A 21,013-nucleotide genomic window follows, 5' to 3' on the forward strand; every position below is an offset into this window, starting at 1 on the left:
CTTAAAAGCTCTAAATCACCAATCGTATTAAATTCTCTATAAAACTTCAAAATCATTGACTTTCCATTTTCAAAAGGATAAGTTATTTTAATTTTCCCATCTACAAGCAAATAATAATATTCAAGTTTAGAATCTGCTTCAAATATAAATTCTCCTCTTTCATAAAAATGAAGTTGTGCATGCCTTAATATATCTTTATCCAATATATTTTCTATATTATGTCTTTCAATATAATGTCTTAAAAGGTTTATGTCCGAAATTTTTTTCATAATTCCTCCTTAACGTGACATATGTCATGCGAAAGTTTATATAAATATACTATTTTATTTATATAGACTTGTAAAAGTAGAAGGAGTTATATATGTATAAAAACTTAGCTCTTATAAAAAATTTTTATGTTATAATTAGAAAAACTATTATATGGGGGAATTATTATGAAGTACGAAGTTATAATATTTGATGCAGATGAGACTTTATTTGATTTTAAAAAATCTGAAAGAGATGCTTTTAGAAATGCTATGCTTGAATTTGATATAGAATATGATGAAAACTATCATTTAAAAATATATCAAGGTATAAATACAGCTATATGGAAAAAATTTGAGGAAGGACTTATTACTCAAGAAAAATTAAAGGTGGAAAGATTTAGAAGATTATCAGATAGCTTAAATGCTGGGTTTGATGAGGTTGAATTTGCAAAAGCATATATGAAGCATTTAGCTAATTCATCCTTTTTATATGATGATAGTATAGACCTTGTAGAAAGTCTTCATAAAGATTATAGACTTACAATTGTTACTAATGGTCTTAAGGATGTTCAAGATAATAGAATAAGGAAATCTATTATAGCAAAATACTTTGAGGATGTAGTAGTATCTGAAGAGGTTAAGGTGTCAAAACCAGATCCTAAAATATTTGAACATGCTTTAACCAATATAAAGCATACTGACAAGAGCAAGGTGCTGATTGTAGGAGATAGCTTAACCTCTGATATACAAGGCGGAATAAATTCTGGTATAGATACCTGCTGGTTTAATCCTAATAAAATTGTAAATAAGACTAAAATAAAACCTACTTATGAAATTTCTAACTTAATGGAGCTTATGGATGTACTTGGAAAATAGATTAAAAATATTCTAAATCCATAAAGCTCCATCAAAATCCTTATATTCTGCTTATACTGACTACTTATCTAATCCTCTTTTGTTATAAGTGTAAGCAAAAGCAATCGCAGCAATTAATATCCAAACTAAAATTACAGATATGTTATAGACAGATTCAGTACCTATTGCTTGGCCTTTAAATACCTTTTCCAGCATAAGGTTCAAGTTATAGTTAGGCAAGAATTCTGCTATTTTTTCCAAAGTTTTGTTTAGTCTTGCAAATAGAGGTATCATTAAAAGCAGCATAATGACAGGCATACCAATTACTCCTGTAGACATTTGATTAGGAGCAATAATCCCAACTACAGCGCCAATCTCTATCATGCTGAAAACTACTAGAGAACTTAGAAGTATATACATTCCTAAATACTGAGCATTAATGCCAATTATAAAAAACATTACTATATTAATACCTATTGACATTAAAAGTGTTATAAGAGCTTTTCCAGTTAAGAATTCCCAAGGTGATACAGCTGAAAGCATAAGAGTCCTAAGGGTATTCTTTTCTTTTTCTTCAGCAATTAGCATGGCTATAACAAAACTAGATACTAGTGTAAGATTCATACCCAGGCATAGAATTAATATATCTGCCTTCTGCAGCTGGTCACTTGATGCACCTCCTCCGAAAAGCTTTGAATATATAATACTAAACATAATTGGCAGCAAACACATCAACAAAACATTCATATTTTTGCCTAAATCCTTTATTTCTTTCTTAAACAATGCATTTACTCTTCTTATTGAAAATTCCATTATAGTTCCCTCCCTGTAAGGTTTAAGAATATTTTTTCTAAACTTGGCTCCATAGAATGAATTGCCAGTAATTGTCCTTCTTCCATCCAGGCTTTAATTTTGGAAGCACCTTCTGGATTATTTTTCAACATAATTTCTTTACTTCCATCCTTTAAAATTACTTTTATATCATCATTAGTGTATTTTAATTTCAAAGCTTCTGGCTCCCCTATATCCACTATTTCACCAGCATTTAAAAAAGCTACTCTATCACAGAGTTTATCTGCTTCCTCCATATTGTGAGTTGTCAAAAATATGGTAGTTCCTTCTTCATTAAGTTTTCTAAGCAGTCTATGAATCTCTAAAGTTGTGCCTGGATCTAAAGAAGAAGTAGGCTCATCTAGAAACAGTAATTTAGGTTTATGAAGCACCGCTCTTGCTATCATAAGCCTTTGCTTCATCCCTTTCGAAAGCTTCTTAGCTTCCTTTTTTATAGCTTCACTCATACCTATCTTTTCTAATACTTCTAGAACGTCTTTTTTAGATACGCCATTTATCTCTGCAAACAGCATTAGATTATCTAGAACAGATAATCTCTCATACATTCCGCTGGTATCAGATAATATTCCAATATTTTTAGCTATATCTTTTTTATTAGCATAGGCATCTTTTCCGAACACCTTAACTTCACCACTAGTTGGTATTAATTGAGAGGTTAATAATTTAATAGTAGTTGTTTTTCCTGCTCCACTTGGACCTAAGAAACCAAAGATTTCACCTTCTTTTATATTAAAAGTTAAGTTTTTCAAAGCCTTATTTTCTTTAAAATCTTTTCTCACATTTTTCATAGAAATAATATTTTCCAATTTCAAAACTCCCTTCTGTTTTCCATGGTTCAATTATCACAGAAATTAAATGTGACAACCATAAAATAACTATGAAAGGAGTATTTTAAGGGTTAAATAGCTCTTATTAAAGGTTAAATTAAAGCCATGTAAGTTAACTGGAGTAAATATTACCTTGAACAGAGCACTTTTAGTTGCAGTAGTTATTCTAAATCTAAAATTGTTTTCTAAATTATGGTTCATCATCACTTTCTTAAAATATAGCTATAATTTTAGTATAGTTTTTAGTTCCTCTAATCTTCCTTTAGACAAAGGAATAGAACTCTTTACTTTATCATCTAAGCTCAAGCTGTAACTGTTTCTTGTCCAGGTAATCACTTCTCTAACTCTTTGTAAGTTTACAATATAAGATCTGTGACATCTGAAGAATCCAAAATATCTTAGTCTCTCTTCTAAGTTTGTAAGTGAAAGAGTACAAGGGAACTTGTCTCCTCTAATGTACAAATTACTTATCCCCTGTTCGCTTTCCACATAATCAATTTCTGTAGGATCAAACAATAGTATTCTTTCATCCACCTTAGCAGGGATTTTTTCAATTTTATAAATTGGTTTTTTATCCTCAACTTCTTCTACATCGTTGTTTACTTCTTCTCTACTATTATTTAGCTCTATCAATCCCTCATCATTTAATCTATAAGCTTTTTCGCCAAGCATAAGAGTATCTTTGAATAGTACTGATGTAATTAGTATAGCAGTCCCCTTAGATCTTAGTTCTTCTATATTTTCTATTATTATCTTAGCTCCATCTCTATCCATATTAAGGATCGGTTCCTGAAATATTAAAAGCTTTGGCTGTTTTAATATTTCTCTTGCAAAGCTTACCCTTCTTCTTTGAGAATAGCTCAAATCTTTTATTTTCACGTCACAAATATCTAAAAGTGCTAACTTTAACATTATCTTTTTATAATCTGCTTTTGATCCTAAAAGCTTAGAAAAGAATTTCATATAATTTTCTACAGTAATTTTTTCGTAAAAATTTTCTTCTCTAAATATAACTCCGATACTAGCAATATTACTCTTAATATAATCTAAATTTCTTACATCATCTATATATATTTCACCTTTTGCTAGTGTTTCTTTTCCTAAAATCAAATTTACCAGCAAATCACTTATCTCATTACTACATTCTATACTTATAGAACTGCCTTTATTTATATTAATATCTATATCTTTTATTACATTATTTTTTTGTTCTTTATATAGCCCTTTAATTTTCAGCATATAAAACATCCTTCCAAATTTTATATTTTAATATTATCACAAAAAAACATAACTTTTGATGGATATTTTTAAAGTTATATTTTTATAATATTTATTTATTCGAATTTCATTGAATTTAAAATTCGAATATTATAGAATATATTTAGAAAAATAATTTGTTGGTAGGAGGTTACCATGCTTAAGAATAGCAATTATCAATTAATAAACAGGACTGACATTTCCAAATTAATGCCAATATATAGGTTGATGATTGGAAATCTAATTTCCTTTATTGGGGATCAAATATATTTTATTACTCTGCCCTTAATCGTATATAACATAACGGGCTCAGTAGTACAAATGGGCATTGTTGCTGCTATAGAAAAAATAGCAAATATATTTCAACCTATTACTGGGGTTATAGCTGATATGATAAAGAAAAAGAAACTTCTTTTAATAGCCGATGCCCTAAGAAGTATCTTGGTTTGCACAATGGGTTTTCTTTATATTATGAACCTTCTTGAAATGTGGCATATATATCTAGGTGCTCTGCTTTTAGGATTCTTTGGACAAATTTATAATACAGCTGAATTTTCTTCAATACCCCTACTATGTGAAAAGAAAGATTTGCATTTTGTAAATTCCTTAGACTCAGGAATTTATGATATGGCAATGCTAATAGGTCCTTCTATTGGAGGTTTAGTCATAAATATTTATAATCCTGGATACGCTCTACTAATCAACGGATTAAGTTTTTTAGGGACTTTCTTGGCAGTTTTATCTATTCATATACCGGAACATATTGTGAGTGAAATAGATGAATCAAAGTCCTATAAAGCTGGAGTATTCTTTAATAAACTAACTGAAGATTTAAGGATGGGTTTTAAATTTGTACTTAAAACTCCTGTTATACTTTACACTAACATTGCCTTAATTTTTTCAGCAATTGGAACAACCCTATTTTTAACAGTAATGATTTTTCACTTTAAGAGTGTACTTAACCTTAATGCTCAAGATATAGGACTTTTAATTTCTATCGGTGGCATTGGTGCTATATTAGGTTCTATTCTTACAAACTATTTAAGAAAATATCTTTCATATATAAATATAATAATTATAGGGTTGATAGTAGGAGGGATCTCCATTATACTGTTTGGGACTTTTAAAAACTATATCCTTCTTGTGTTGAGTAATGCATTAGGGACTTTTGCAGTGTCACTAATTAATCCATGTATAATAACTTTAAGGCAATCAACCACCCCAAAACATCTCCTTGGAAGAGTTCAATCCACCAGCAGATTCATGACATGGATGCTTATACCTATTTCAGCCTATGCAGCAGGTTTAGTATCTAACTCCTTCGGAACTTCTATAACAATAGTAGCTGGAGGAATTATACGAATAGCTGCTGCGCTGATATTAATTAAAACTTCTAAAAAATACATCTTTAGAAATCGTTATCCAGGAAGGTAGCCGCTCTTTACTCCCACTTTGAATAAAAGCAGAGAATCCAAATCTTTGATTTGGTAGGAATCGCTTTCACAGAGTGCTATGGGAGTATTAAACTCTTATTGGTAGTTGATTATTTATCCCAGTATGTGGGACGAGCCAGCGACATAGGCAGCTTTGTACTAGAATCTCCCCTAGCTGTGTTAATCTGGGCTTGTGTAATAAATATACTATCTTTGAGATTAACTCCTCTAAGATCAGTATCTCGTAAATCAGCCCCAATAAGATCCGCACCACTTAGGTCCACTCCTCTAAGATCTGCTGCAATAAGAAATGCCCCTCTTAAGTCTGCTCCTCTGAGATTAGTTTTTCTAAGGTCTGCACCAATAAGATCTAGCCTTCCAGCAATTGTCTTCTTGTGTTTTAAAGTGGCCTTTTTCCCGCCGCATGCTTTAGCTCGCACAAGTTCGCTAGTCTGTAGAAGCAGCGTATTAACATTATCCCGATGGACTGCTATATCCAACGCTAAGAGAGAATCAGCGTTGAGATAGGTAAGACCTTCCATTTCATTTATCATGTGACTGAGCTTATCTTGAATAGGTCCAGCCGCTTGTAATGTAAGCGCTTCTGCTAAATACCATAGCATTTCGTGAAGTTGCCTCATGATCAAAAACGCCTCGAACATCTGCTTAGCCGATTCTGGAACTTGTCGCCAGTCTTGTCCACCATATGTAACTTCAGCAACCTTTTGCCCTGCTCCAAAACAATCATAAGCAGTACAACCCTTAAGTCCATTCTTTCTAAGATCTTTATGAATAGTACAGCTAAAATCTGGTTGCAAATTCAAACAAGGTTTACCGGCATCCTTATCAGTTGGAAAACCTTCTGAAGCCGAAAAATACAATGCAACACAGCAAAATCCGAAACATTTTTTGCAATTAATTCTTAGGTCTTTATACAATTCTTTATAGTTCTTATCTCTATTTTGACATGCCATATTCCTTCACCCCATATTTTCAAAAATAAATGTTCTAATTTATATACAACAGAAATATTATTTTACCTGTATTATATAATTAAATTTATCTATTCTTCTATATTCTAATTTTTTATTATATTTTTTTAATTCATTTTCTAGAAAATCAATATATGAATAATACTCATCTTTTATTTCTTCTACCTGCTTTTTAGATAATTCACTTAAAATATTTTTTTCGTCATCTCTACTTTTAAACATCAAATCTCCAATAACTATCATTCCATTATCTTTTAATACTCTTAGCATTTCTTGTATTGCTATAACTTTTTCGCTTTCATTTAAATGATGAAATGCATACGTTGAAATAATAATATCAAAGCATTTATTATCATATGGTATCTTCAAAAATTCACCTAATCTAACCTTCAATTTAGGATATTTTTGTTTTGCTACTAATAACATTTCTCTGGATTGATCTATTCCTATTATAGGATAATTGTTATTCAAAAATTTACTTGCCAAATTTCCTGTACCTACTCCTATTTCTAGTATCACTGGATTTTTAAATTGTGATTCAGAAACTAAGTTATATACACTTTGTAATATTAAATCATAATTTTTATATATTTTTAGTTCTCCTTTATCCTCTATAACATCATTATCATATGTTTTAGCCCAATTATTAAAATTCCACTTATCTACCCAATTATTTTTAATATTATTTAATTCATTACTGTTATTTATTATATCTAACATTTGACTATCTATTTTATATTCTGTTGTTTCTTCATAAAGCTTATCTATCACATTTTCTAATGACTTTCTTATAACATTAAGCCTATGAATTTCATTATTAACTAATTCCCACTGATTATTAAAATGAATTAAGCAATTTTCTTTTTCATTATTATCTAATATATTTTTAATATCTCTAATAGATAATCCTATTGCCCTATATAGTAATATAGACTGTAATTTAATAATATCTTGATTATTAAATCTTCTATATTCATTATCTTTTTCCCTTATTGGTAACAGCAAGCCTTTTTTCTCATAAAATCTAATTTTATTGGTAGTTATATTGAACATTCTAGCTATTTCACTGATAGTATAACTATTTTCCATGCATTCATCCCCTAATAATATTATTTCTAATATTATTCTAAACTTTCGCCTAAGGCTAAAGTCAATAAAAAAACTACAAAAACGCACTAAATTTTTGTAGTTTTTATAAGAGGTTAAAAAAAGAGGGTTGTTCATTAGTAGATTTATTTAATTTTTATTGATTTTTTCTAATTGGTATCCAAACTTCAAACTTTGAATTAGCTGGATCTTGATTCAAGTATAATTCAATATCTGGTGCATCTGCATATTCATATCCTGATGTTGGTAACCACTCTGTAATTATTCTTTTTTCAATTTCTTGAATTGCTGTTGGCATAGCACCCTGTCCAGGAAAAACTGCCCAAGTACCTTCTGGTATTATATATTCATACATACCCTTTGGTACTTCTTTATCAGTTTCTACAGCTATATAATACTCCCATTTCTCTAAGCTATCCATACAAGCACTAACCCCTAATACTCCCTTAGAATCTGCATTCATAAGAGATACTATCTGATTAATTGCTCCACTTTGTGCTGATTCTTGCCATAACTTCGGTACAGATTTAAAATTTTTCTCAATATTCTTTTCCAATAGTGCTTTTACTCCCACTATTCTGATTTTTTCTTTCTTAACTATACTATACTCCATTTCTCCTACTCCTTTTATTGTTATTTTAAAACTAATAGGAGGATATGCTTTTAGGAAGGTTCCCTCTCTTTGCGCTACTGAAGGTGATACATGATGTATCTTTTGAAAAGCTCTATTAAAAGCGGTTGGTGATTCATAGCCATAGCGTAACGCTACATCAATTACCTTATCTCCACTTTGTAAATCAAAGGCAGCTTTTGTTAACCTCCTATTTCTTATATACTCTGATATCGGCGTTCCTGCTATATATGAAAACATTCGTTGAAAATGATAGACTGTACAGCATGCTATCTTTGCTACTTGTTCATACTCAATTTCTCCATCTAAATTTGCTTCAATATATCCTAGTGCTTCATTTAATTTTTCTAACCATTCCATTAAGCTATCTCCTTACAAATAATAGTATAGTGAATTATAAATTTAAAAACCTCTCATCTAATGCACAAATATGAGAGGCTACTATTTACTTATTAATTAGCTTTTATTTTATATTCAAATTATACCATATTTTGTTTATGTATTTAAACAACCAATAACTTGATAGTTTTTTCATTTACTGACTTATTGCAATAATGCCACTTCGCTTAAATACTCTGTGAAATAAGCTCTGTAAAATATTTAGAGTCACCAGTAGAATAATAGTTGTACCACGATTCAATAATCCCACAATGGAAAACATTTAAATATTGTATAATGTATTTCGCCCACAACAAACCTCCTGCTGAACTTGCTGTTATCAAGTTGCTATCTACAACAGCCGGAGAATTAACATATAACTCTTTACCACTATATTGTTTTGAAAATAATGTTAGGTAATCTAAAGAATTGCTTGTATGCTTGAATTTATCTAAAACTTTTAAATCAGCTAAAGCAAGTGTAGCTCCACATATAGCCCCTACAAGAATACCTTTATCTATATATGATAGAGCTTTTTCTAAAATCTGATTATTTTTTTCACTGTTCCATGATTCTGCACCAGGCAAAAGCAAGGCAACCATATTATTTTCATCTATTTCATCTATTAAACAATCTGGAATTATACTTAATCCGCCAATTGTTTGTATTGGATTCTTACTAGTGCTAACAGTTTTAATTACAAATTCTTTATTTTGCTTTTTCAACATAGATTCCATACTAATGGCTTGCAGAATATAGCCAACCTCCCATTCAGCCATAGATTCTAAAATGTAAAGATATATAATTTTCTTCATTTTATTATATAAAGTAATATTCCTAGCAATCTTTCAATCTTCATCATCTCACCTCGATTCAATATATATAAATTTTATAGTGCTACTCAAAAATGGCTCTGAAGCAATCCATAGCGCTCCTCGTAAAGATGCCTACACTATGAAGTTTTAAAACAAATGAGAAAAGCACCCCATCCGCCCAAGAATAGTTGTGCTTTTTTATAATTAAAATCTTTTATACCTTAATCCACCCTTTATCCACCCAATGCTGATTATCAACCGATAATGTTTTTTCTTTTTTAGCAATAGCCTGGTGCATCATTTTAGTGATGGCGAATTTAATCCTTACTTTTATTCCCTTATGTGCTATACGCGTTTTTTTATATTTTTCAGCAATCTTTTTCGTTTTTCTGATAATAATATTTTTACGCTTATTGGATAGTTCATTCCAAATAACACCTTCAAGCAATCCTATGCCCGACTTTTTAATGTCAGAGACGCCAAGCCAAGATAGACTTGTTGCAATGTCTTTTTGTGCTCCACCGTTAAATATACCTATAGCATTTGTCAAAATCACAGCCCTTTTGTTAAACATTCTTTCATCGGGTCTATGTACCATCCAATGCACACACAAATGATCAAGCAAATTTTTCATCTGCGAAGTAGTTCTTAGCGCATAAACAGGAGAAGTAAATATAAGCAAATCAGCATTCAAAATAGCGTTCCAGATGGGCATAACATACTCTGCGTGAGGACAAAACTGCTCACCTTTAAAAAAGCAATTTTTACATCCGCAGCAAAAATGAGGCAAATTTTTTGGTAAATAAAATTCTGTTATTTCATTTCCATCACGCAAAATTTCTAAAAAATTTTCTTTTATATTATAGGTACAACCTTTTATTTCGGTTCCATTTATCACAGTAATCTTCATATTATTCAACTTCCTTAAAATATAATTTATTTTCCTGTTATAAAAATAATCTCACTTACAAATTACTACTTACCTTATACTTAAAAGCTTGATTAACATTTATTTAAGCTCTTTCAATTATAACATATTTTGGAAATATATGCTGCTAAACTTATTATATTTTATTACTTGTGATACGGTTTCCCGCAACTACTGCAAATGCGGTTTTTCCAATTAATACCCCTATATTTATTCTACATAATTATGGTATAATATCCAAGTTAAAATATGAATATTCCGTAGTAGGATGGCTGCGGAGGTTTTGAACGTTTTATCCTCCTTGGGCTATTGGTGAATTGCTTCACCATAGCTGAAGGGGGTGGTATTGGTTATGCTAGAATTAATGATAAAAAGTTTTGCTACAATCTATATTATTAGATTAGTTTTAAAACATAATTTTTTTATTTCTAAGTTAATTATCAAGATTAAATTTCTTGGTATTCATATAGAGCTTAATGGCAAAGAGAAAAAGCACCCATCCGACCAAGAATAGTGCTTTAAACTCTTAATTAAATCTCTATTTAATTCATCCAATAGCCCTAAAACAAAATAAATGCTCTAAGGAAGCTTAGTGTTGGTAGCACTAAGCTTTTCTTATTTATATTATATCAAATTTTCACTAAAAATAAACCTCTATGTTTTTTTATTTTTAAATTTTCACTTTATTAAATTATAAATTGGAATTTGTTAATCAATATGCTTTGATAACCAATGCTTGAATACATTCAACTGTTCTTCTGTATGAAAGTAATGTTCTCCTGCGTCCATGACTTCTAACCCACAACAATATTTTTTAACAAAATAATTAATAGTTTCAAATTCACACAATTCATCCTTTGCTCCATACATAATATCTGTATCTGTATTCCATGTATTAATAGGATGTTGTTTTACATAACAGAAGTAATCCCAATACAGCTTTTGACCAATGGGTGTTTCTATAGTCATTTCCTTTTGCAAACGCTCTGGTGTTACATTAAACCATATCATCATATTTTCGATAATTCTTTCCATATTAACTACTGGTGATAAAAATAATGCCTTTCTCAACACATCATTTTGATACGCTAAAAGGCTAAAATAAGCCCCCATACTACATGCAAACAGACTCATTTCTTTCCAATGTTCTTTTGCATAGTTCATAATTATAGATAAATCACTAACGCAAAACTGTACTTTGCAAGGAGTATTATCACTTTTTCTTTCACCATGCTCTGGTAAATCAAAGCTTAATACTTGATAACCTTTTTGAAGTGCTTCTTCAGCTAAAATTTGAATCACAACATCTTCCTTGTTTGACATATTTCCATGTACTGCAATAAAAAGTTTTTCACTCTTTTCTCCCCACAAAACTGCAGGAATATTACTAATATTAAATTTATCTTTAAACATATTTCCTCCATAATTTATAGAGGTAAAACCCTCCATAAAATCTCTTTATTTTTCTTGTTTATCATAATAAAATCCTCCTTTCTCAGTTAATTCTATATAAAGTATGTTAACTGCAAATTACTACTTACCTTATACTTAAAAGTTTGATTATCATTTATTCGAGCTCTTTCAATTATAACATATTTTGTAAATCTGCACTGCTAAACTTATTATATTTCATTACTTATGATACGGTTCACCGTAACTGGTATAACGTAGACTTATGCAATACAAAGTAACGGATTTAAACAAATGAATTATGGCACTCAAAATGTTGAGTGCCATAATCTCGATAATTACCAACTATTCGTATATTAATTCCCTGCAGGATGATAGCGGAGCTGAACAACACCTGAAGAAAATTTCTTAGTATTAATAAGCTTGAGATCTAATCTCTGCTTTATATCACTAAACAGAGGCTTGCCCTCTCCTAAAATGACAGGATGAATAGATAATCTATATTCATCAACAAGCCCTAGATTTAAAAAAATTGTTATAAGACTTGCCCCTCCATAAAGCCAAATTTCTTTACCTGGCTCATTTTTTATTTTCTTTACTTCTTCCATTATGTTGCAACTTATTAGATTCGCCCCTGGATACTCATTGGTAGGTGTTTTTGAAAACACATATTTCTTCTTACTATGAACTAACTTCCAAATTTCTTTTTCAGTATCTGATATTCCATTTCCAGGAACGTATTGTCCCCATAATTCATAGCTTTTACGTCCATATAGAATTGTATCAATATTATTTAGGAAATCAATAAACCCCATGTCAGGATCCATAATACACCAATCTACTTCACCGTTTGGTCCCTCGATAAATCCATCTAATGTCACCGCTAAATCTAAAATTATTCTTCTATTACTTCCATTATTGGACATAACATTCAGCCCCCTATAAAAATGTTTTTTATTTTATCCACCTTTATCATATTCTTCTTCAAGCAAGACTCTTATAATACCAATAAAATCTGAGGATATCAACTAATTATCTTTATGATTTCTTTAGGTTATGATACGATCCAGAACACTATTACTTCTATTAAAACTAGTCATATCAACGACTTCAAGGAAAGTTCGCGTTACTTGTGATACGGTTCACCCTTCATTATACTAAAACCCCTATATACCTACTATAATAACATTACCTTAAAAAGCCAATGATGAAAAACTTAGAAGGCACTTTATCTGAAGTGCCTTCTAGGGCTACAGCTACTATTTTTACTAAAACTCAGTAATATCTGAACTTTTACGATATTTCTATTGGACTTTCGCAACTAGCTTTTAATTTTTTTCCACCATCTAACTCTCCAGCTAGCTTAAAGCCTTGTTTAGCTATAATAACTGCTATGATTTCATTAATAACTGCTGCAGCTGCAATAGTTCCTTGAATAATTTTAGCATACTCTGGCGCAGGCTGCATAAGAATATTGACAGCAATACCTGTGAAAATTAGAGAAACACCTGAATGAGGCAGTAATGTAAGTCCTAAATATTTTTTAACTGTTACAGGTGCTTTAGAAATCACAGCACCAATATAAGATCCACCTATTTTGCCAATAGCACGAGACACTATATAAATTACTGTGTATAATCCTGCACCTAAAATCAAATGAAAATCTAGTGGTGCACCTAAATTAATAATAAGGATAACCATAGCTAAAACTATAATTACCTCAATATATTCTACTATTTTATCCACTCTTTTCTTAGGTATAATATTAGCAAAAGTAGCTGCAAAGCATACTCCTACAAGCATTAAATTCATCATAGGCTTTGATAAAATATAATTATTTATATACATAGCAACTCCAGCTGTAACGCTAACACATGCCAGCACCAATAAAATTGTTTTATTTTTACCTGCTTCTTTTTTAAGAATCAAGGACGTTAAAAATCCCATTACTGCTCCCACTATAATTGATAAAAGAATTGTAAGCGGTGCATAGTAAAAAGGTAGTCCCCCACCAGCTAAAACATTGGAAATAGTCCCTATTGCCAGAAAAAAAACAATCAATGCAATAACATCATCTAGAATAGCTAAAGGTATAAGTGTTTTTGTAACTGGTCCTTTCGTATTATACTCATTAATAATAGACAATGATGGTGCTGGAGCTGTTGCTAATGCAATTGTCCCAAAAATAACTGCTATATATATTGGAATGTCTATAAATATAAATATACATGCAAAAGCCGCAGTTACAGTCAAAAAAGCACCAAAAGCTTCTGTAAAACATATTGTTAAGATTTGCTTTCCTGATTTTTTAAGTTCTTTCCAAATTAATTCAGATCCAATAAAAAGTCCTGCTATTATCTCACAAATACTAGAAATAATATGAAACCATGTACTATGCAACATGCTGTCACTTAACCACCCTAATGCATATGGACCTATAATCATTCCAGTTAAAAGCCATCCTAATATAGCGGGCATCTTAACTTTGGCAACTAATTTACCCATAAGCATGGCAATACCTATAAAAACAATTAATAATACTATTTCCTTTAACATCTTTAATCCCTCTTTCAACAAATTATCTAAAAATACAATTATTCCTTAATAAAACTTATTTACAGATGCCATGAAAAAGCATATTAAGTATAGATAAAAATTCTTGTGTGTGTTTTTCTATAATGTATGATTTTTGGTCCGTATGTTGTAAGTTATCACATTGAATTTTTACATGTAAGTAATTAGCAAAGTCGATAATAGCCTCTATAACATCTTCTACTATAACATTTGGCTTCAATTCTACCTTCATCATAATTTCACGTAAAAAACATCTATTTATTTCATCAAGAATTTTCTTTAACAATTTTATTTCTTTTGCTAAATGTTTAGGCGTATTAAATACTGCTGTATAAAATATCTGCTCATAATAAGGGTATTCATTAAAAAACTTAAATCTTACTTCAACATAAGATTTTAAATTTTCTTCTACTTCTGAATAAATTATTGAAAAATTCTTTTTCAAGTAATCACTTAAATCAATAAAAAGTTTTTCTACACAAATGAGGAAAATTTCATCCTTGCTTTTATAATAGTGAAATAATAATCCCTTTGAAATTTTATTATTTTTACAAATATTATTTATAGATGCCTCTGAATAATCTTTTTCTCCAAACTCCTTCAAACTTGCTATCAATATTCTTTCTTTACTTATTTTATTTTGCTGCTCCCTATTAATTTTTGTTACCTCCATTCTAATTGTAGGTTAACTTGTGTTGTACATTATATATTATCTCTTTTTAAAACAAACTAAGTGGTCTGTATTTATTATATGATAACCTATATACATACTGAAATGCAACATTTTAGCAAAAATAAATAAAAAACAAAAAAGCATCCATAGGTATGATTTATTCAAACCTACAGATGCTCCCTTACTTTTATCTGATGACTACCATCCGTAATACTCCCACTTCTAAAGTGGGAGATAACGGCTGCTACGTCCCTAGATAAGGGCTTCCCCTAAAGGATAACGACTTCTAAGGAGTAAAACTCCTAAGAATTCTGTTAATAACCTTCAGTTGGAGAAAAAAGCTCCATCTGAAGCAAAGAATCCTCTTTATACTGCTTCTTCTGTATTAGTAAATTGACTATTGTAAAGATTAGCATAGAATCCGCCTTTACTAATCAATTCCTTATGATTACCCATTTCAATAACTCGTCCCTTATCCATAACTAGAATAAGTTCAGCATCACGTATAGTAGAAAGTCTGTGAGCAATTACAAAACTTGTTCTACCCTTCATTAGATTAGTCATAGCTTTTTGAATTAATACTTCTGTTCTCGTATCAACACTGCTTGTAGCTTCATCAAGAATTAAAATTGTAGGATCTGCAAGTATAGCTCGGGCAATAGTTAAAAGTTGTTTTTGTCCCTGTGAAATATTAGTTGCTTCCTCATTAAGGACTGTATCATAGCCTTGAGGTAATGTTCTTATAAAGTGATCTGCATGGGCTGCCTTCGCTGCACATACAATTTCATCCATAGTTGCCTCTTCTTTTCCATAAGCTATATTATCCTTAATTGTTCCATTATATAGCCACGTATCTTGAAGTACCATACCGAACATCTTACGTAATTCACTACGCTTTATATCTTTTATATTAATACCATCAATGCTTATCTTTCCTGAATTTATTTCATAGAAACGCATTAATAGATTAACAAGAGTTGTTTTACCTGCACCTGTTGGTCCAACAATAGCAATTGTATTTCCCTGTTTTATATCTAGATTCATATCCTCTATAACAGGAACATCTTCTTTATATCTAAAGTCTACATGTTCAAATTTAACGTCCCCTCTTGGATTCTCTAATACCACTGCATCACTGCTGTCAGCAAGTTCCTCTTCTTCATCAAGTATTTGGAATACACGCTCAGCACAAGCAATTGTTGATTGAATAACATTTGCTATATTAGCAGTTTGAACAATTGGCATAGTAAAAGATCTTGAGTATTGTATAAATGCTAATATATCACCTAAGCCAAGCAAACTTTTTGTAATCCAAAGTCCACCAACTATACTAATACCCACATAACCTAGGTTACTTATGAAATTCATAAGCGGGAACATTACACCAGATACAAATTGAGCTTTCCAACCTGCATCCTTAAGTCTGCCATTTATAGCTTCAAACTTTTCTATTGAATCTTTTTCTCGTCCAAAAGCTTTAACTATTTTATGTCCAGTATACATTTCTTCTACGTGTCCACTAAGCTCTCCAAGTTCTTTTTGTTGAACAGAGAAATATTTTTGAGATTTCTTTGCAATAAGGGCAGTGGAAATAACATATAAAGGCATTGTAGCTATTACGATTAATGTTAAAACAGGGCTTATTGTAAGCATCATAATAACATAACCAATTATAGTTATAACAGATGTAATTATCTGTGTTAAACTCTGCTGTAATGTAGTAGCTATAGTATCAACGTCATTGGTAACACGGCTTAATATATCTCCATGAGGATGTAAATCAAAATATTTAAGGGGTAATCTAGCAAGCTTTTCATCCACTTCTCTTCTTAAATCACGGACTGTTTTCTGTGAAACTCCTGACATTACAAGCCCCATGATTAAACTGAAAATTGAACTTATTATATACATACCTATTAGTATTAAAGCAATAACTCCAATGTAATGGAAATCATATTCTCCGTTAGTTTCTCTTATTGCTGTAATAGCTGAGTTTATTTGATCATCAGTAAGCTTTATATTATCTTTAGCACTTGTTGAAGTATTGTCCATAGTGCTTTTTATTTCCTTACTTAAATCTAAAATCTTTTTAGCTACATCAGCTTTTTGATTTGCATCTTTCAATGAATCAAGCCTTGGTAGTGTAATAAACTCTTGTACTGATTTTATACTTTTAGAATCAAATTTATCTTTTGAATTAGTTTTATCAGTAGTTGTACCCATATCTGGCATCTTACTGAATATATCAAGCATTTGATTTAAAACATTAGTTTTTTCAGTAGGATCAGTTATTTGGTTTAACATAGGAAGTTTAAGTAATTGCTGAACATTCTTAAGCTGCTCAGTGCTCATCATCTCATCTGATTTTGCATTATCCTTATTCATATTAGGCATTTTGCTAAATATATCAACCAATTTTATTACGGCTGCTGTCTTTTCGTTTGGATCTTTAATACTGCTTATATCAGGTAAAGCTAATAATTCTTGAATAGTTTGTAAATCTCCTTGTTTAAGTTGGTTTCCAGAACTAGCTGTAGTACTACTAGGCATATTTTTAAATATATCCATAAGCTGAATTAAAGTATTCTTTTTTTCTTTAGGATCTTTTATTTCATTAATCATTGGAAGCTTCAATAACTTTTCAACAGAATCCATTTCTTTTTGACTCATTTTATTTGTTGATTTTGAATTAGAAGTAGTGCTAAAGTCTTTTATCTCTGGAATTTTAGCAAGTGCTTTATTCATTGTTTTTGTATCAAGCTGCATTGAAGTACTTGCACCAGGCATATCTTTTGCCATTGCCATAAACTTCTTTATTATATTAACCTTCTGTTCTGGATCTTTAACGCTGTCAAGCATAGGAAGATTTAATACTTCCTTTGCTGTAGCTAATGATTTTTTATCTATTTGTCCATTTGATGGCATACTTTCAAGAATATCAATAAACTTAATGGTAGTTTGAATCTTCGTTTGTCTATCACTAATTGAATCAATCATAGAAAGCTTCATTAATTTTTGTATAGTATCAATTGTTTTAGCATCCATCTGTTGAGGCGGTTGAGCTGGTTGAGCTGGACCCTTTTGCATCTGAGCTACTAACCCCTTTTGAACAACAGCCATTTGTGCAGTTATTTTATCAACAGCAGTTTTTTGTCCACTAACCACTCCTTGATGTAATTGAATAGCCATACCTTTGTAAATTTCATTTACTGCTTTTACTTGTGCATCTCCCATACTCTTAGTTATTTGTTCTACAGATTTTTTCTGACCTTCAATCATCTTTTCATTAATTTTGTCTACAGTTTCTTTTTGAACATCTCCCATTTTGTCTTTCATTTGAGTTACTGCTTCATTTTGACCCTTTGACATTTCTGATATCATTTTACGAGCCATATAAGCATCTTGTAATTTATTCATTGCTTTACTTGTTATTTTAGGAGCAGATATGGTAAATAAAGTACTTGCAATAGCAAATATTAAAACAATGATTAAATTAATTTTATGAGGTCTTAAATAGCGAAGAAGTCTTTTAAGGGTACCTTTAAAATCCTTTGCTTTTTCTACAGGTCTTCCCATGCCACCCATAGGTCCGCCTCTTCTGCCTCCCATTTGACCATTATTTACTCTTTTTCTATCTTCACTCATGCTATCTCCTCCTCTGAAAGCTGTGAGGATACAATTTCACGGTATACATCACATTTGTCTAATAATTCTCTGTGTGTTCCAATTCCTACAATAGAACCTTCATCTAAAACTATAATCCTATCTGCATCCATAACAGTACCAACTCTTTGTGCAACAATTATAACAGTTGATTCTAAGGTTTCCTTTTTAAGTGCAGCTCTTAGTTTTGCATCTGTTTTAAAGTCAAGAGCTGAGAAGCTATCATCTTTTTTCTGACCTTCAATCATCTTTTCATTAATTTTGTCTACAGTTTCTTTTTGAACATCTCCCATTTTGTCTTTCATTTGAGTTACTGCTTCATTTTGACCCTTTGACATTTCTGATATCATTTTACGAGCCATATAAGCATCTTGTAATTTATTCATTGCTTTACTTGTTATTTTAGGAGCAGATATGGTAAATAAAGTACTTGCAATAGCAAATATTAAAACAATGATTAAATTAATTTTATGAGGTCTTAAATAGCGAAGAAGTCTTTTAAGGGTACCTTTAAAATCCTTTGCTTTTTCTACAGGTCTTCCCATGCCACCCATAGGTCCGCCTCTTCTGCCTCCCATTTGACCATTATTTACTCTTTTTCTATCTTCACTCATGCTATCTCCTCCTCTGAAAGCTGTGAGGATACAATTTCACGGTATACATCACATTTGTCTAATAATTCTCTGTGTGTTCCAATTCCTACAATAGAACCTTCATCTAAAACTATAATCCTATCTGCATCCATAACAGTACCAACTCTTTGTGCAACAATTATAACAGTTGATTCTAAGGTTTCCTTTTTAAGTGCAGCTCTTAGTTTTGCATCTGTTTTAAAGTCAAGAGCTGAGAAGCTATCATCAAAAATATATACTTCAGGATTTCTAACTAATGCACGAGCTATTGAAAGACGTTGTTTTTGACCACCAGATACATTTGTACCTCCTTGAGAAATTTCGTGATTAAAGCCTCCATCCATAGTTTCTATAAACTCTGTTGCCTGAGCAATTTCAGCAGCGTGTCTAATCTCTTCATCTGTCGCATTATCATTACCAAATCTAATATTCTCAGCTATTGTTCCAGAAAATAAAACTGCCTTTTGAGGTACAAAACCTATTTTATTTCTAAGATTTTCCTGAGAAATTTCCCTTACATCTATCCCATCCACAAGAATACTTCCGCTATCTATATCATAAAATCTTGGAATTAAATTTATTAAGGTAGACTTACCAGCACCTGTACTTCCTATAATAGCAGTTACTTCACCAGGCTTTGCTGAAAAAGATATATTTCTAAGTGCTGGTTCTTCAGCCCCATGATAGCTAAAGGTTACATCTTTAAATTCTACATACCCTCTTCCAATAAAAGAATCCTTTGTTTCCTCCGCATCTATTATTTCAGGCACTGTATCAATAACTTCATTAATTCTTACTGCTGCAGCCTGTGCACGAGGAACCATTATAAACATCATAGCAAGCATAAGCATTGACATCATAATTTGCATAGCATATTGAGTAAATGCAGCAAGTGCACCTAAATCCATATTTCCTTCACTTATACGTATCCCTCCAAACCAAAGAATAGCTAGGGAAGTAAAGTTCATAACAAGCATAATTGAAGGCATCATGAAAGCCATTATTTTGTTAACTTTAATATAGTTACCTGTAAGATCAACATTAGCTTCATCAAAGCGCTTTCTTTCACGTTCAACTGTGTTAAAGGCACGAATAACTCTTATTCCTGTAAGCTTCTCACGCAAAACAAGATTTATTTTATCAATCTTTACTTGTACTTGTTTAAAAAGCGGTATCATTTTTGATGCTATAAATGCCACAACCCCTGCAAGTACAGGTATTGCAACTGCTAACACCAATGTAAGAGGTCTGTCTTTCTTAAGCGCTAAAACAATGCCGCCAACAGCCATGATTGGCGCACTAATCATTAAGCGCATTATCATAACTGTAACTGTTTGAATTTGTGTAATATCATTTGTTGTTCTTGTAATAAGAGTTGCAGTACCTAATTTATCAAACTCATATAGTGAATAACTTTCAACTCTTCTAAAAACCTTACTTCTTAAAATTGTTCCCAATCCTGCAGAAACCTTTGAAGATAATAAGCTGGCAATAACTGAACAAATAACTCCTCCTCCAGCTATTAAAAGCATTACTCCTCCAATTTGGAAAATCTTATTGGTGTCTCCTTGCATAACTCCATCATTTATTATGTTTGACATAAGTGTTGGAAGGTAAAGATCCCCCAATGTTTGTAAAACCACAAAAATTACTACTGCTATTACCATACCAGTATATGGTTTTAAAAATTTATATAGCTTAATCATAAATGATCATCTCCTAACAATTTAAAATAATA

General features: G+C 31.0%; 17 protein-coding genes and 2 pseudogenes. 3 read left to right on the forward strand and 16 right to left on the reverse strand.

Features of this window, described 5'->3' with window-relative positions; genetic code table 11:
* Positions 1-2 precede the first annotated feature (2 nt).
* A pseudogene (locus ACWW38_RS07090) lies at positions 3-269 on the reverse strand (cyclic nucleotide-binding domain-containing protein); the annotation flags it as partial.
* 165 nt (positions 270-434) lie between these two features.
* On the opposite strand from ACWW38_RS07090, the gene ACWW38_RS07095 reads away from it, so the two are divergent.
* Positions 435-1,124, forward strand: coding sequence for a YjjG family noncanonical pyrimidine nucleotidase (locus tag ACWW38_RS07095; protein WP_456260086.1), 690 nt, complete (start codon positions 435-437; stop codon positions 1,122-1,124).
* Between the two features lie 60 nt (positions 1,125-1,184).
* Here the strand turns inward: ACWW38_RS07095 and ACWW38_RS07100 are convergent, their stop codons facing one another.
* The 3 genes from ACWW38_RS07100 to ACWW38_RS07110 form a co-directional block, all read right to left on the reverse strand.
* Entirely contained in the window at positions 1,185-1,916 is a 732-nt protein-coding gene (locus ACWW38_RS07100; protein ID WP_456260087.1) for an ABC transporter permease, read from the reverse strand.
* On the reverse strand, positions 1,916-2,761 hold the full coding sequence (locus ACWW38_RS07105) for an ABC transporter ATP-binding protein (RefSeq protein ID WP_456260088.1): 846 nt from the start codon (positions 2,759-2,761) through the stop codon (positions 1,916-1,918). The genes ACWW38_RS07100 and ACWW38_RS07105 overlap by 1 nt, the downstream gene beginning before the upstream one ends.
* A 243-nt stretch (positions 2,762-3,004) precedes the next feature.
* Positions 3,005-4,021, reverse strand: coding sequence for a LytTR family transcriptional regulator DNA-binding domain-containing protein (locus ACWW38_RS07110; RefSeq protein ID WP_456260089.1), 1,017 nt, complete (start codon positions 4,019-4,021; stop codon positions 3,005-3,007).
* A gap of 174 nt (positions 4,022-4,195) precedes the next feature.
* On the opposite strand from ACWW38_RS07110, the gene ACWW38_RS07115 reads away from it, so the two are divergent.
* A complete protein-coding gene (locus ACWW38_RS07115) occupies positions 4,196-5,473 on the forward strand; it encodes an MFS transporter (protein ID WP_456260090.1) in 1,278 nt (425 codons plus the stop codon).
* Between the two features lie 109 nt (positions 5,474-5,582).
* Here the strand turns inward: ACWW38_RS07115 and ACWW38_RS07120 are convergent, their stop codons facing one another.
* From ACWW38_RS07120 to ACWW38_RS07140, 5 genes are all read right to left on the reverse strand, one after another.
* Complete coding sequence (locus ACWW38_RS07120) at positions 5,583-6,446, reverse strand: pentapeptide repeat-containing protein (RefSeq protein WP_456260091.1); 864 nt, start codon at positions 6,444-6,446, stop codon at positions 5,583-5,585.
* Between the two features lie 57 nt (positions 6,447-6,503).
* On the reverse strand, positions 6,504-7,553 hold the full coding sequence (locus ACWW38_RS07125) for a MerR family transcriptional regulator (protein WP_456260092.1): 1,050 nt from the start codon (positions 7,551-7,553) through the stop codon (positions 6,504-6,506).
* Between the two features lie 154 nt (positions 7,554-7,707).
* Positions 7,708-8,562: an AraC family transcriptional regulator gene (locus ACWW38_RS07130; RefSeq protein ID WP_456260093.1), complete on the reverse strand. Its 855-nt coding sequence runs from the start codon at positions 8,560-8,562 to the stop codon at positions 7,708-7,710.
* Between the two features lie 206 nt (positions 8,563-8,768).
* Entirely contained in the window at positions 8,769-9,395 is a 627-nt protein-coding gene (locus ACWW38_RS07135; RefSeq protein WP_456260094.1) for a DJ-1/PfpI family protein, read from the reverse strand.
* A 214-nt stretch (positions 9,396-9,609) separates the two neighbouring features.
* Entirely contained in the window at positions 9,610-10,305 is a 696-nt protein-coding gene (locus ACWW38_RS07140; RefSeq protein WP_456260095.1) for a flavodoxin family protein, read from the reverse strand.
* 370 nt (positions 10,306-10,675) lie between these two features.
* Between ACWW38_RS07140 and ACWW38_RS07145 the strand changes: the two genes are divergently transcribed.
* On the forward strand, positions 10,676-10,837 hold the full coding sequence (locus ACWW38_RS07145; RefSeq protein ID WP_456260096.1) for a hypothetical protein: 162 nt from the start codon (positions 10,676-10,678) through the stop codon (positions 10,835-10,837).
* Between the two features lie 194 nt (positions 10,838-11,031).
* Here ACWW38_RS07145 and ACWW38_RS07150 read toward each other — a convergent pair whose 3' ends face one another.
* The 7 genes and pseudogenes from ACWW38_RS07150 to ACWW38_RS07180 form a co-directional block, all read right to left on the reverse strand.
* Positions 11,032-11,736, reverse strand: a complete 705-nt coding sequence (locus ACWW38_RS07150; RefSeq protein ID WP_456260097.1) for an alpha/beta hydrolase — start codon at positions 11,734-11,736, stop codon at positions 11,032-11,034.
* Between the two features lie 353 nt (positions 11,737-12,089).
* The gene (locus ACWW38_RS07155; RefSeq protein WP_456260098.1) at positions 12,090-12,659 is read right to left on the reverse strand and encodes a dihydrofolate reductase family protein; all 570 of its coding nucleotides are present in this window, start codon (positions 12,657-12,659) and stop codon (positions 12,090-12,092) included.
* A 367-nt stretch (positions 12,660-13,026) separates the two neighbouring features.
* On the reverse strand, positions 13,027-14,289 hold the full coding sequence (locus ACWW38_RS07160; protein ID WP_456260099.1) for a cation:proton antiporter: 1,263 nt from the start codon (positions 14,287-14,289) through the stop codon (positions 13,027-13,029).
* A 55-nt stretch (positions 14,290-14,344) separates the two neighbouring features.
* Positions 14,345-14,980, reverse strand: coding sequence for a TetR/AcrR family transcriptional regulator (locus tag ACWW38_RS07165; protein WP_456260100.1), 636 nt, complete (start codon positions 14,978-14,980; stop codon positions 14,345-14,347).
* Positions 14,981-15,346: 366 nt separating this feature from the next.
* On the reverse strand, positions 15,347-17,203 hold the full coding sequence (locus ACWW38_RS07170; protein WP_456260435.1) for an ABC transporter ATP-binding protein: 1,857 nt from the start codon (positions 17,201-17,203) through the stop codon (positions 15,347-15,349).
* Positions 17,204-18,621: 1,418 nt separating this feature from the next.
* Positions 18,622-18,870: pseudogene (locus tag ACWW38_RS07175) on the reverse strand (ABC transporter ATP-binding protein); the annotation flags it as partial.
* Between the two features lie 383 nt (positions 18,871-19,253).
* Entirely contained in the window at positions 19,254-20,981 is a 1,728-nt protein-coding gene (locus ACWW38_RS07180; RefSeq protein ID WP_456260101.1) for an ABC transporter ATP-binding protein, read from the reverse strand.
* Positions 20,982-21,013 lie beyond the last annotated feature (32 nt).

This window comes from Clostridium sp. JNZ J1-5, from assembly GCF_053901425.1.